Origin of the sequence: Kitasatospora sp. NPDC058184, from assembly GCF_042883725.1 — a bacterium.
Classification (GTDB): domain Bacteria; phylum Actinomycetota; class Actinomycetes; order Streptomycetales; family Streptomycetaceae; genus Kitasatospora.
Window position 1 is genome coordinate 74,877 of record NZ_JBHVVE010000009.1, and the last position, 13,164, is coordinate 88,040.

General features: G+C 71.3%; 9 protein-coding genes. 5 read left to right on the forward strand and 4 right to left on the reverse strand.

Annotated features, from left to right (window positions below):
* Positions 1–94: 94 nt before the first annotated feature.
* Positions 95–1,993: a sensor histidine kinase gene (locus ACFVXH_RS18840; protein WP_387825096.1), complete on the reverse strand. Its 1,899-nt coding sequence runs from the start codon at positions 1,991–1,993 to the stop codon at positions 95–97.
* Entirely contained in the window at positions 1,983–2,732 is a 750-nt protein-coding gene (locus ACFVXH_RS18845) for a response regulator transcription factor (protein WP_387825099.1), read from the reverse strand. Before ACFVXH_RS18845 ends, ACFVXH_RS18840 begins: the two co-directional genes overlap by 11 nt.
* Positions 2,733–2,874: 142 nt before the next feature.
* Here ACFVXH_RS18845 and ACFVXH_RS18850 point away from each other — a divergent pair, with 142 nt between their 5' ends.
* From ACFVXH_RS18850 to ACFVXH_RS18865, 4 genes are all read left to right on the forward strand, one after another.
* The gene (locus ACFVXH_RS18850) at positions 2,875–3,816 is read left to right on the forward strand and encodes a M20/M25/M40 family metallo-hydrolase (protein WP_387825102.1); all 942 of its coding nucleotides are present in this window, start codon (positions 2,875–2,877) and stop codon (positions 3,814–3,816) included.
* A 26-nt stretch (positions 3,817–3,842) separates the two neighbouring features.
* Positions 3,843–5,276 carry a M1 family metallopeptidase gene (locus ACFVXH_RS18855; RefSeq protein WP_387825105.1) on the forward strand — a complete coding sequence of 478 codons (1,434 nt, stop codon included), beginning with the start codon at positions 3,843–3,845 and terminating at the stop codon, positions 5,274–5,276.
* A 217-nt stretch (positions 5,277–5,493) separates the two neighbouring features.
* Complete coding sequence (locus ACFVXH_RS18860) at positions 5,494–5,742, forward strand: hypothetical protein (RefSeq protein ID WP_049651741.1); 249 nt, start codon at positions 5,494–5,496, stop codon at positions 5,740–5,742.
* Between the two features lie 351 nt (positions 5,743–6,093).
* Positions 6,094–7,620: an FMN-binding glutamate synthase family protein gene (locus ACFVXH_RS18865; protein WP_375873046.1), complete on the forward strand. Its 1,527-nt coding sequence runs from the start codon at positions 6,094–6,096 to the stop codon at positions 7,618–7,620.
* Between the two features lie 156 nt (positions 7,621–7,776).
* Here ACFVXH_RS18865 and ACFVXH_RS18870 read toward each other — a convergent pair whose 3' ends face one another.
* Complete coding sequence (locus tag ACFVXH_RS18870) at positions 7,777–7,950, reverse strand: XRE family transcriptional regulator (RefSeq protein ID WP_387825109.1); 174 nt, start codon at positions 7,948–7,950, stop codon at positions 7,777–7,779.
* A 1,506-nt stretch (positions 7,951–9,456) separates the two neighbouring features.
* Here ACFVXH_RS18870 and ACFVXH_RS18875 point away from each other — a divergent pair.
* Positions 9,457–11,460 (forward strand): N-6 DNA methylase, encoded by a 2,004-nt coding sequence (locus tag ACFVXH_RS18875; RefSeq protein ID WP_387825112.1) that lies wholly within the window; start codon positions 9,457–9,459, stop codon positions 11,458–11,460.
* A gap of 20 nt (positions 11,461–11,480) precedes the next feature.
* Here the strand turns inward: ACFVXH_RS18875 and ACFVXH_RS18880 are convergent, their stop codons facing one another.
* Entirely contained in the window at positions 11,481–12,947 is a 1,467-nt protein-coding gene (locus tag ACFVXH_RS18880; RefSeq protein WP_387825115.1) for a serine/threonine-protein kinase, read from the reverse strand.
* Positions 12,948–13,164: the final 217 nt, after the last annotated feature.

A 13,164-nucleotide genomic window follows, 5' to 3' on the forward strand; every position in this document is an offset into this window, starting at 1 on the left:
CGAGCCTGGTCAACCAGGGGAGGCGCGGTCGACGGGTCCGAAGGCGATCGTCACCCGGACAGCGGAACCCGCCGGCCGCCACCCGGGCGGGGCGTCAGGCGGGGCGGCCGGTGACCTCGGAGACCGTGCCGTTGCCCGTCCCTGACGCCGTGAGGGGGAGGCGTACGGTGAACACCGAGCCGGTGCCGGGGGTGCTGGCCGCGTGGACGTCGCCGCCGTGGAGTTCGGCGAGTTTGCGGACGATGGCGAGGCCGAGGCCGCTGCCGCCGCTCTGGCGGTTGCGGGACTTCTCGGCCCGCCAGAACCGTTCGAAGACCAGCGGCAGGTCCGCCGGGGCGATGCCGTTGCCGGTGTCGGCGACCTCGATGAGCAGGGCGTCGGCCTCCGGCCGGGTCCGCAGGGTGACGGTGCCGCCCGCCGGGGTGTGGCGGACGGCGTTGGCCACCAGGTTGCCGACCATCTGGCGCAGGCGCACCGGGTCGGCGGACAGCTCGTACCCGGCCGTGGCGGTGTCCGTGTCGACGAGCAGGGTCACACCCGACGCCTGCGCCAGGGCGCCGTGCGCGGTGGCGGTCTGGGTGAGCAGGTCCTCGGCGTCCACGGGCTCGCGGTGCAGGGCGAGTTCGCCGGCGTCGGCGGCGGCGAGGTCCCGCAGGTCGTCGATCAGGTGCTGGAGCAGCAGGGCCTCCTCCAGCAGCGAACTCGTCAGGGCGCCGTCGGCGGTGACGACGCCGTCCTCGACGGCCTCCAGCCAGCCGCGGATGTTGCTCAGCGGGGTCCGCAGCTCGTGCGCGATGTCGCCCACCATCGCCCGGCGCAGCTCCTCCAGCTGTTCGCGGCGCTCCGCCATGGCGTTGAAGGCGGCGGCGAGTCCGGCGATCTCGTCCCGGCCGGTCGCGGTCACCCGGGCGGAGAGGTCCCCGTCGGCCATCCGCCGGGCGGCCCGGGTGAGGGCGTTCAGCGGCCGGGAGAGCCGCAGGCCGACCGCGGTGGTGATCGCCACGGTGACGGCCAGCACCAGCGCGGCGACCTCCACGACCCGGCCGCGGTGGGGCGCGGACAGGACGGGGGCCGGCTCCGCCGTGCCGGAGGGCGCGCCGACGAACAGCAGCACGGGCGGAGCCACGTACCGGACGAGCTGCTGGCGACGGGAGTTGGCGAGGCAGGCGGAGACCACCTGCTCCTGCTCCCGGTCGAGGGACGGGGTCCACCGCAGGGACAGGGACAGCTGGACGGGCCGGATCCGCTGGCGCTCCAGGCAGGCGTTGACCAGCCCGGTGAGGTCGGCGAGAGCGGCGCTCTCGGTTCCGGTCGGGGCGTCCAGCACCTGCGGCGACGCACAGCGCACACCGGAGGCCGCCCGGCCGCCGGGGACGTTCACCACGGGGTGTCCGGCGGCGTCGTCGGTGACGGTCGCCTCGACGCCCAGGGCCGACCGCAGGCAGTCGGCGCGGTCCCGGGCGGCCTCCTCCATGGCGGCGCGCTCGGCGGCCGTCATCCGGAACGGGCCCACGGCGCGGGCGTCGATCCGGTCGGCGGGGGCGTCGGGCAGCATCGCGAGGTCGACCGAGAGCGGGTCGACGGTGGTGGTGGGCGTACGGGGCAGGTTCGTTCGGCCGGTGGCGGTGTCCGGGGCGGCGGTGTCCGGGGCGGCGGTGGCCGAGGGGGCAGCGGCGGGTGTGGCCGCCGCCGAGTCGACGACCGGCTCGAAGCGCGGCGTGGCCAGCAGGATGCGCTGCCCGGTGTCGGCCGCGAGCCTCCGGACGGTCGGCTCCGCGCCCGTCCAGTCGGGGTGGGTCGCGGCGTAGCCGAGCAGTTCGTGGTAGATCCGGACCTGGTCCGTGAGGACCTGGTGCTGCTCCTGCCGGATCGCGCCCGTCGTGGTGCGGGCCGTCAGCCAGGCCGTCGCGGCGATGGAACAGAGGGAGACCAGGGCGGAGAGGGCGAGCAGCCGGAGCAGCAGGGTGCGGCGGGGAGGGGCGTCACGACGCACCGTGCGGCTCCTCGGCGAGCTTGTAGCCGATGCCGTAGACCGTCAGGAGCCGGGTGGGGCGGCGTGGTTGGGGCTCGATCTTGCGGCGCAGGTTCATCACGTGGGTGTCGACGGTGCGGGTGGTGATGTACCGGTCGATGCCGTGCAGGTGCTCCAGCAGCTGGGCGCGGGTGAAGACCCGGCCGGGCTGGGCGGCCAGCACCTCCAGCAGCCGGAACTCGCCGGGGGTGCAGCTGACGGGCCGTCCGTCGGCGGTGATCTCGTGGCGCAGCGGGTCGACGGTGAGGGCCCCGGCGGTCAGCACGCCCGGCGGCGGCGCGGTCGGCGTGGCCGGGGGCGTGGCGGAGTCCGGGGGCAGGGACTGGGGCAGTGGCCGGGAGCCGCGGCGCAGCAGGGCGCGGACCCGGGCGACGAGTTCCCGGGGGCTGTACGGCTTGGTGAGGTAGTCGTCGGCGCCGAGGTCGAGGCCGAGCAGCAGGTCCTCCTCGGTGGTGCGGGCGGTCAGCATCAGCACCGGGACGGCGGATTCGACGCGCAGGGCGCGGCAGACGTCGAGCCCGTCCATGACGGGCATCATCACATCGAGGACCAGGAGCTGGGTCGGGCCTCGGCGGGCCTCCTCCAGCGCGGAGCGGCCGTCGTGGACGACGACGACGTGATGACCCTCCCGCTCCAGGTACAGCCGGACCAGGTCCGCCTGCTTGGGATCGTCCTCGGCAACCACGACGTGTGCGCACATGACCATGATCGTAAAGCGCCGTCGGAGGGCACCCCCACCGGTTCGGGACGGCCTCCCGACAAGTTCCTGACATCTCCGGACCAGGGTAGGGGAATCCGCCGGGGCACGTGCCCCGGACCCTGCTGCGAAAGGCGCCCGCCTGATGCCCTCCTCCCGTCCGGTGTCCCTCACCGCCCGCGCCCTCGGGGCGGCCCTGCTGCTCTCCACCGTCCCCGCCGTCGCGGCGACGGCCGCCACCCAGGGGCCTTCCCCCGTCGCCGCCACGGCCGTTCCCGCCGCCGCGCCGACCGTCACGGCGGCGGAGGTGATGCCGCACCTCCAGGCCCTGCAACGGATCGCGGACCACAACGGCGGCAACCGCGCGCACGGCACCCGGGGGTACGCGGAGTCGGTGGCGTACGTGAAGCGGGCGCTGGACCGGGCCGGCTTCCAGACGCAGCTGCGCCGCTTCTCCCACGACGGCAAGGACGGCTACAACCTGATCGCCGACTGGCCGGGCGGCGACCCGGACCACGTGCTGCTCTCCGGCGCCCACCTGGACAGCGTCCCGATGGGCCCGGGGATCAACGACAACGGCTCCGGCTCGGCGGCCGTCCTGACCACCGCCCTCCAGGTCGCCAAGGCCGGGCTGAAGCCCGAACGGCACCTGCGCTTCGCCTGGTGGGGAGCGGAGGAGGCGGGGCTGGTCGGCTCGGCGGACTACGTCAAGAACCTGTCCGCCGACGACCGCAAGGCCATCGACCTGTACCTCAACCTCGACCAGGCGGGCAGCAAGAACCTCCAGCAGTACCTCGTGGTGAAGGACGAGAAGAACGGCGGGGCCGCGGCCTTCAAGGCCTTCGAGAACTGGTTCGGCAGCCGGGGCTTCGCCACCTTCGACATCCCGCTGGACAGCTCCGACACCGAGTCGTTCGGGAAGGCCGGCATCCCGACGTCCGGCTTCAGCAGCGGCGTCTCGGACTGCCTCCACAGCGCGTGCGACGACCTCGCCAACGTCGACCCCGCGACGCAGGCGACCAGCACCAACGCGCTGATCGGCGTGGTGTGGCAGTACGCCGCCTCCGCTGCCACGGCCCGACCCTGATTCCCCGTCGTCTCCAGGAGCCACAGATGCGCGCACCACTGAGCCACCACCGCCGCAAGGCCGCCACCCTGGTCGCGGCTGCCGCCGCCCTCGGCGTCGCCCTGACCGCCGCCCCCGCGGGAGCGGCCGGCATCGGGGACCCGTACTTCCCCGAGGACGGCAACACCGGCTACGACGTGGCGAACTACGACGTCCGGATCGCCTACGACCCGGCGCACCCCGACCGGTTGGACGGCGACACCACCGTCACCGCCCGGGCCCTGCGCCCCCTCGACCGCCTCTCCCTGGACCTGAAGGGCTTCCAGGTCGCCTCGGTCACCGTGAACGGCGCCCCGGCCAGGTCGTTCTCCCGCTCCGGCGAGCACAAGCTGGACATCGAGCCCGCCCGCCGGGTGGCCGGCGGTGCCACCTTCGCCGTACGGGTCGTGTACGCGGGCAAGCCCGACCCCGAGGGCTGGCACCAGCTGGTGTCCGGCGGCGTCAACGCGATGGGCGAGCCGCACGGCGCGACCTCCTGGTTCCCGTCCAACGACCACCCGTCCGACAAGGCCACCTTCTCGCTCACCGCGACCGTCCCCGACGGCTGGACGGCCATCGGCAACGGCCGGCCCGGCCCGACCACCGGCAAGGACGGCTCGACGACCTTCCGCTGGCGCGAGGACAAGCCGATGGCGACGTACCTCAGCACCGTCGCCATCGACAAGTTCACCGTCCACCGCTCGGAACTGGCCGACGGGACACCGGTCATCACCGCCTACGGCCCGGACGTGCCGATCGACGACGTGGCCAAGGCGACCGAGGCCCAGCAGCCGGAGATCATCGCCTTCCTGGCCTCCAGGTTCGGCCCGTACCCGTTCTCCTCCGCGGGCGCCATCGTCCGCAGCTGGACCAAGGAGTCGGGTACCGGCGCGCCGGACCTGGAGACCCAGAGCCGGCCCACCTACACCAACTACTTCTGGGACGCCGCGGCGGTCCACGAGATCTCCCACCAGTGGTTCGGCGACAGCGTCTCGTTCACCGACTGGCGCGACGGCTGCATCGCCGAATGCGTCGCCCAGTACGCCAACCAGCTGTGGGACGAACACCAGGGCAGCGACCTCGACACCGGCTTCTACGCCCCCACCGTCCAGGAGAACCGGAACAAGCCGGAGTTCTGGTCCACCAAGCTGTACGACCCGGGCCAGGGCAAGGAACTCGCCCCGGCCCTCTACTTCAAGGGCTCGCTGATGATGCACGCCCTGCGGCGCACCGTCGGGGACGACGCGTTCTTCGGCACCCTCAAGCGCTGGACCGCCGACCACGCCTACGGCAACGCCTCCTTCCCCCAGTTCGAGGCCCTCGCCGCGAAGGTCTCCGGCAAGGACCTCAAGGGCTTCTTCGACGCCTGGGCCCACGGCACGACGATCCCCCCGCAGCAGTACCTCTACCCCGGCTCTCTGGCCCCGCTGGCCGGCCGGTAGCAGCCCGCTGACGACCGTGCCCGCGGAGGGGGCTGTCCCGCTCGGGGACAGCCCCTCCGTCGTGGTGCGGCAGCGGCGACGGTGCAGGCCGTGCCGGTGGGCTGTTTTCTGCCAAATTGGTCTCTACCATTGCCCCGAATCCGGGATTCCGGAAGGCTCGCCGCCGAGCGCCGGGAAGCGGACTCCGGCGTTCTCGCCCGAGGGAGGATCCACCGAGATGGCATTGCGCACAGCGGTTTCCACCATGGCCCTGGCCGGACTGCTGACGGTTGCGGGTGGCCTGGCGGCCGCTCCCGCCGCCCAGGCGTCCACGACGAGGACGACCGGATACACCTACATCGGCATGTACCCGAGCGGCGCCGCGTGCGACGCCGCCGGCCGGGCCTACGTGGCCCGCGGGGAGGCGGTCAGCTACTTCTGCGACGTGGCCCCGACCACGGCCCGGCTCTCGGTCTGGTTCTACTGAGACCGCCTGCCGGGTGCCGTACGGGGTCCGGGCTGACGTCCGCCGCGGCGGGTGTCCGGCGGTGTGACTCCGGCTGAACCGGCAGGTCCGGGTGAGGAGTCGGGGGCGTTCGCGGCGGAGTTCTTCGCTCCGCCGCGGCGCTCGACCTCCGGCGGTGGGCCCGCCGCCGGAGCGGCAGCCGTACCCCCTGGCCGTTTGCCTGTCCGGGTGGCCTTTTACCATCGTGTCGGATTCTCCGACGGACGGTGCCGCCCGCTCGGCCGCTGTGGCCGGGGGGCTCGCCGTCCGACACCCACACGGCACCACGACTCCACCGCAGACGCTGGAGTCGTGCATCTAGGAGGAACGTTCATGCAAGCCCGGAAGATCGGCGCGGTCGCCGCGACAGCGGTGGCAGTCCTGGCGGCCCGCGACCTCGTCCAGAAGAGGCACGCGCTCCTCCGGAACTTCCCGGTCGTCGGCCACGCCCGCTACCTCCTGGAGACGATCGGGCCGGAGCTGCGGCAGTACATCGTGACCTCCAACGAGGAGGAGCGCCCGTTCAGCCGTGACCAGCGCACCTGGATCTACGCGTCGGCGAAGGAGGAGAACAACTACTTCGGCTTCGGCACCGAGGTCGACGTCGAGCACGTCCAGGGGCACGCCTACCTGAAGCAGCGCACCTTCGCCGGTGCCCTCCCCGACGCCCACGACCCGCAGGCCCCGCTGCCCTCGGCCAAGGTGCTGGGCGGGCCGCGCGGGCGCGCCAAGGCCTTCCGGCCGGCCAGCGTGGTGAACATCTCGGCGATGAGCTTCGGATCGCTCTCCGGCGCGGCCGTCACGGCGCTCAACAAGGGGGCGGCGCTGGCGGGCACGATGCACAACACCGGCGAGGGCGGCCTCTCGCCGTACCACCGCAACGGCGGTGACCTCGTCCTCCAGCTCGGGACGGCGTACTTCGGCTGCCGCGACGAGAACGGCGCCTTCAACCTCGACAAGCTCAAGGAGGTGGTCGCCGGCGCCCCCGTCAAGGCGATAGAGATCAAGCTCTCCCAGGGCGCCAAGCCGGGGCTGGGCGGCATGCTGCCGGGCGCGAAGGTGACCCCGGAGATCGCCGGGATCCGCGGCATCCCGGTCGGCCAGGACTGCGCCTCCCCGTCGCGGCACACCGCGTTCGGCGACGTCGACTCGATGCTGGACTTCGTCGAGCTGATCGCCACCGAGACCGGCCTGCCGGTCGGGGTCAAGAGCGCGGTGGGGGAGCTGGGCTTCTGGCAGGAGCTCGCCACGCTGATGGCCCGCGGCGACCGCGGGGTCGACTTCGTGACGGTCGACGGCGGCGAGGGCGGCACCGGCGCGGCGCCGCGGATGTTCGCCGACTCGGTGTCGCTGCCGTTCCGGATGGGCTTCTCCCGGGTCTACGGCACCTTCGCCGAGCTGGGGCTGACCGACGACCTGACCTTCATCGGCTCCGGCAAGCTCGGCCTGCCCGAGAACGCCGCGGTCGCCTTCGCCCTGGGCGCCGACATGATCAACGTGGCCCGGGAGGCGATGCTGTCGATCGGCTGCATCCAGGCGCAGAAGTGCCACACCGACAAGTGCCCCACCGGCATCGCGACCCAGAACGCGTGGCTCGCCCGCGGCCTGGACCCGACGTCGAAGGCCGACCGGGCCGCCGCCTACCTGCGCACCCTGCGCAAGGAGCTGATGAAGGTCTCGTCGGCCGTCGGCGTCGCCCACCCGGCGCTCATCACCGCCGACGACATCGAGATCCTGAACGGCGACTACGAGGCCCGCACCCTGGCCGGCGTGTACGGCTACAAGGAAGGCTGGGGCGAGCTCGGCCCGGAGCTGGCCGAGGAGATCACGGCGCTGATGACGGCCGGGCCGGCCGTCTGACCGACCCCCGCACAGCTGAGCAGTGACGCCCCGGAGCGTCGTCGCCCCTGGAGCCGCTCGGGCCGCTTCGGGTGCCGGCAACCAGCCCGCACTCGGGGCGTCCCGAGGCAGCCGAGAAACCGAGCCACGAAACCAGGTCGATGCTCCTTTGGGCTGTCAAGCAGCGGTGAGCCAGGCGCGGTAGGCATTGGCGAAGTCGTCGTCTCGGCGGACGTCGCGTTCGAGGGCCGGGAGGGCGGCGGGCCGGACGCCGAAGCCGTTGGCGACGGCGGTGAGTGTGATGATCTCGGCCTGGCGTGTCGGTCTCAGGGCGTCGATTTCGGGGGCCATGACGGTCGTGGCCAGGCAAATGAGGAACTCGTGGGCGATGGCTCGCTTGAGGAGGCGGATATCTCCCTTCTTCGTGCGGTCGGCCCCGGTCTGGCGGGTGATGTGGTCACGGTGCCAGGGGTGCTCAGGAACGCGGTCGCGGTGTTGTGGCCGGGGTGGTGGTGCGGAATCCGGCGCCGACGAGGTGGTCGCCGCGGTCGGTGACCACCGCGAGGTGGAAGGTGTCACTGTGTCCACGCCGCAGTACACGGTCGGGCCCGCAACGCCCTGGCCACCCGGTCCTGTCATGCCGGTACCGCCTTGCTGGCCGGACGGGGCGGTGGGCCGCGGCTCCCGGCTTTCCTGGTACTCGCCCGAGGAGGCTGGACAGGGGCCAAGTCGGCAGTGTTCGGCCCGGGTCGGAGAGGCTGCACCACGACAGTCGATGCCACGCTCGTCTGTTGCCTGGCCCGAACCCGGCCACTGGATCACCTGCTTCAGCGGGCGGAGAACGCACGCGTCCGGTAGGCAGGTGAGCTGTGCGCAGGTGTCGATCTCGATCCGTCGATCCTGCAGCGGTTCCTGGAAACACCAGGGCGCTCGGCAAGGTCTGTGTCCGGCCTGTAGGTGGACCGACGGGAGTATCAGGGGTGGTCGGCTCAACTCCCCACATCGCTTCACCCGATACTGGTCCTACGTTTCTACTTCAGAGCCACGCCGACGTTGGCGGGCCACCGTCGCGAGCTGGAGGAACCGCAGCGACGTACGGTCATCGACCGTCACCTGCCAGCCGGTTGGCAGGCGGCTGGCGTGGCTTCCGGGTCCGGAGTCGTACGAGGCCTTCGACGACGAGAGTCGTTGGCGCTATGCAGAGCTGATCGTCCACGGCCTGAACAGTTCGGACAGGGACGGGCTAGGGGCCCGCTTCAATCGTGGGACCGACCGGGCCGGCAGCATGTGGCCGACTCCGTGCGCCGAGTTCCTCTGCCGCACGCCGTGGACCGCGCGGACTGCTGACGAGCACGATCGGAGCAGGTTCTGCTCGGTCGCGGATACCTGGTGGTGGGTGGAGGAGGAACAGTTCAAAAGGGGTACTCGGGTCGCCGAGGAGTAGCGGGCCGGGCGCAGCCGTTGGAGTCCAATGGCGAGCTGCTGCTCATCGGTGGGGACGATCTGCGGGATCCGGCCGGTCGGATGACAGTTGATCGGGTTGGCGAGCCGCCTTCGGACGAACAGTGACGCCGCGGTGTGTGTGGCTCTGGTGGTCGGTGATGTGGGGTCCGACGTTCTGTCATCGGCAGGGAGTGACGGTGTGACAGCAACTGGTCATCTGCCAAGGAAGGGTTTGCCGACCAGCGGTGACGACTCCTGAGTGAAGGCTCGGAGCCGAGGCGCGGTTCGGTGAAGGTGTGACTGTGAACTGAGTCGATGTTTGGCATGCCCCGGGTCACGAAGTGTCTGCAGGACGTAATACTGTGACGCGATGACCCGGTCGTGCCGGGCGAATCGCACATTCGGGAAGGAAGAATGACAGAGCGCGACGATCCGGTGACAATCACCCTTGCCGGGATCGCACGGCTCGCTGGTGTGGGCCGGGCTGCGGTCAGCAACTGGCGTCGCCGCAATGCGGACTTCCCCGTGCCCGTCGGAGGGACAGACGCGAGCCCCCAGTTCTCGTTGGACGACATCGAGAGCTGGTTGCGCCTGCACGGAAAGGTCGATGAATCCACCGGCGGCTGGGAGCGGTTGTGGCCCAGGATCGAGGACTTGGGCGACCGCGAACGCATGGGCTTCGTCGTGGCGGAGAGTGGTCTCCGGCTGGCGGGGACGCCGCGAGGAGACGGGCGCGTCGACGTCGAGCTGACGGACACCGAGCAGGGCCTGGTGGCGGAGGTGCTGCGACTGGCGCAACCGGACAGTGGCCGGGCGGGGTTTCGGATCCTGCTCGAACGCTGGCTGTCTACCCACGTGCGTCAGGTGACCACGACGCCGCGCCCCCTCGCCGACACGATGGTCGAGATCGCTGCCGAACTGCGTGACGGAGCGGAAATCCGGCATGTGGTGGACCCGGCTTGTGGCGTCGGCAATCTCCTCGAGTCGGCCGCACGACGCTGGGAAGAAAGGGGAGACCTGCGGTTGACCGCAGTCGACTCGGACCCGGTTTCGGCCCGGTTGACCCTGGCAAGGCTCACGTTGGAGCACCCTGCCGCCCGCATCGCCGTCCGTACGGCCGACACCCTGCGGGAAGACCCGGTGCTGGACAGGCCCGCCGACGTGGTCCTGTGCAACCCGCCCTCCAATGAGCGGGACTGGGGGCACGCGGAACTCGCCACCGACCGCCGCTGGCAGCACGGGCAGCCGCCGCGAACCGAGTCCGAGTTGGCGTGGGTGCAGCACATCCTGTCCGTGCTGGGGGAGGGCGGAGTGGCAGTCGTATTGTTGCCGCCGGCGGTGGCCTCCCGAAGGGCTGGCCGCAGGATCAGGGCCGCGCTGCTGAGGTCGGGACTGGTCCGAGGAGTCGTCGCACTGCCCACTGGCGCCGCTCCGCCCTACGGGGTGGGCCTGCACCTCTGGATGCTGAGTACTCCGGGACGGCCTTCTTCGGAGTCCTCGGTGCTGTTCGTGGACGCGGCAGACTGTCGCACCACGTCCTCGGGTACGCGAGGCACGGTCATTGACTGGGACTCCGTGCGTGACCGTACGGTGTCCGCGCTGCGTGGGGCTACGGTGAGGCGCACGGCTGTGGTACCGGTGGTCGATCTTATCGGTGACGAGACGGATCTGACGCCGGCCCGTCAGGTTCCGGCAGAGGCCGCCGCGACCGCGGTCGATCTCGGCCGGGGCTGGGCCGGCCTCGACTCGGCCCTGCTGGCGCTGCGGGACAGCGGTGCCGTGCTTCGCCCGTTGGGCGTGGCCAACGGGCCGACGGAGCCCCTCGACGTGAGCATCGCCGAGCTCGAACAGAGCGCTGCGGTTGCTCTGGCGGCCGGGGTGGCAGCCCCGGCCGAGGAGGTCCGCCGTGGAACGAGGCCCGACGGTGCCGTCGAGGTGGTGGTGGCCGTCCCGTCGGCCGAACCGTCGGGGGAGGTGCAGTGGGTGGACTTCGACGCCGCCCAACTGCTCGAGAGGGCAGGCGAGGCCGTCCTGACCGCGTTCGGCGATGTCGTGGTCGTCGGAACGGCCTTCGGCTTCGATGCCTGGGTGGAGACCGACGCGCCGCGACTCCTCGGACAGCACCTGTACCGCGTGCGGGTCGACGGCAACCTGCTCGACCCGTTCTTCCTCGCTGCGTGCCTGAGGGTGCGTGCGAACGCCCGCCGGGCCGGAACCCATGCGTCGACCGCGTCACGCATCGACGTTCGGCGGTTGCGCGTGCTTCGCCTTCCCGTGGAGGAGCAGCGTCAATTGGGTGAACTGCACCGGCAGCTGGTGAAGTTCGAGCAGGCTGTGGAGGACGTGGGCTCGGTGGGGCGGCAGCTGGGCGGTACTCTGGCCGCCCTTCTGGCTGACGGAAGACTGCGACGCCCCTGATCCGGGACGCCGTCCTCGGCTCAGTGCTCAGGTAGCCGGACGAGCAGGTCCTTCACCGCATCGACGTGCCCCAGCTCCGCGAGGTAGTCGCCGACCTCGCGGCACATCTCGACAAGCCTGGTCGGTGCGGTGGCGCGTTTATGGAGGACTACCTCGGCCGCCCAGGCCCAGAGGTTCAGGGCCGCGTCGTCCTGCCGCTCCTCGAGCAGGCATTCGGCGGCTCCGAGGCGCGCCTCGACGAGGAGGTCGTACAGGGGGGTGTGCGGTGGCTCGGCCTCCAGCAGTCGCGCGACCCGCCGGTAGTGGGTGCCCGCGGTGATCCAGTCGCCGGAGATCCGGGCCGCGTTGGCACACATGATCCGGCCGGCCAGGACGTCGCGGTCGGTTTCCGTCCACTTCCGCTCGGCGTCGGGAAGCAGCAGGGCGAGGCGCCTGACCTGGGTGCCTGGGGTGCCCTGTGCCACCTCCTCGGCCGCCTGGGCGTGGAGCTCGCGCAGCTCCGAGCGGCTCGGGCCGCTCGGCGCTGCGCGCCGCACTCGTGGCCTGCCAACGCGTCGGGTTGGTTCCGAGAGTCCCGGGCCGGGGGCTCCGTTGTCGCGGAACGGAAGAGTGGGATCGGGGCGGCAGGACGGACTGGGCGCGGGATCGCCGGGGCGCGGGGTCAGGGGGGCGAAGACGGCCTCGGCCTCCTCGGGGGAAGGCCGCAGCGCCGGGTCCTTCTCGAGCATCCGGGCGATGATCCTGACCACCTCGTCGGGAAGTCCGTCGACGAACTTGGAAACGAGCGGGGCGGGTGTCTCGCAGTGGTGGCGCTCGATGATGTAGTCGACCTGGCTGCCGACGAAGACCAGGTGTCCGGTGATGAGCTGGAAGAGGGTGCAGCCCACGCCGTACACGTCGGAGGCCGGCCCTGGATTGCGTTCCCCCAGGATGATCTCCGGTGCCTGGTAGTGGGTGCTCCCCGGGGTCCGTCCTTCGGTGTGGCGAGTCGCCAGCGGGTCGACGGGCAGGGCGATGCCGAAGTCGACGAGGTAGACCTTGCCGTCGTGGCCGATCAGGATGTTGTGTGGCTTGACGTCGCGGTGCACCACGTCGCAGGAGTGCACACGTGCCAGCACTCGCAGCAGCTGCACGGCGATGGCGGCCGTCGCGGCCAGGGGCGGGCGGTTGGTCTGGAGGAACTGGTTCAGATCGGCGCCCTCGATGAACTCGGTCGCCAGGTAGGACCGATGGCTAGTCAGCTGTTGGGTGATCAGGGCGGGAACACCCTGACCGCCCAACAGCTCGTACATCGTGCACTCCCGCTGGAAGCGCTTCCGCTCGCTGATGGTGGGCCTGCGACGGGTCAACCCGGCGTCGCCCTCGTCGACCGGTGCGAGGAACTTGACCGCGACGACCTTGCCGGTGTCGCGGTCGATCGCGCGGTAGACCGCGCCCATCCCGCCGCGGCGGGAGGAGCCGCTGATCTCGAACCTGTCGTCCAACACCCACGCTGTCCCCTCGGGTGTCCCGTCCCTCGGCTCCACGCCGAACCCTCCATTTTGTCCGCCGTCGCGTCCTCGACGCGGTCTCGCGTCCGCATCCGATCACAGGCTACTGGAAGGCGCGGCACTTCCATCACGTGCCTTGACTCCGTTTACAACTTCCCCCAGTCTTGTGATGTCAGATAACTGGTCGTCACGAGAGGTGCGGTCGTGTCGTCTT

Bases quoted from the DNA above. Each gene is read 5' to 3' on its own strand.
- ACFVXH_RS18845 (WP_387825099.1), bottom strand. From the start codon at position 2,732: ATGTGCGCACACGTCGTGGTTGCCGAGGACGATCCCAAGCAGGCGGAC.
- ACFVXH_RS18850 (WP_387825102.1), top strand. From the start codon at position 2,875: ATGCCCTCCTCCCGTCCGGTGTCCCTCACCGCCCGCGCCCTCGGGGCG.
- ACFVXH_RS18855 (WP_387825105.1), top strand. From the start codon at position 3,843: ATGCGCGCACCACTGAGCCACCACCGCCGCAAGGCCGCCACCCTGGTC.
- ACFVXH_RS18860 (WP_049651741.1), top strand. From the start codon at position 5,494: ATGGCATTGCGCACAGCGGTTTCCACCATGGCCCTGGCCGGACTGCTG.
- ACFVXH_RS18865 (WP_375873046.1), top strand. From the start codon at position 6,094: ATGCAAGCCCGGAAGATCGGCGCGGTCGCCGCGACAGCGGTGGCAGTC.
- ACFVXH_RS18870 (WP_387825109.1), bottom strand. From the start codon at position 7,950: ATGGCCCCCGAAATCGACGCCCTGAGACCGACACGCCAGGCCGAGATC.
- ACFVXH_RS18875 (WP_387825112.1), top strand. From the start codon at position 9,457: ATGACAGAGCGCGACGATCCGGTGACAATCACCCTTGCCGGGATCGCA.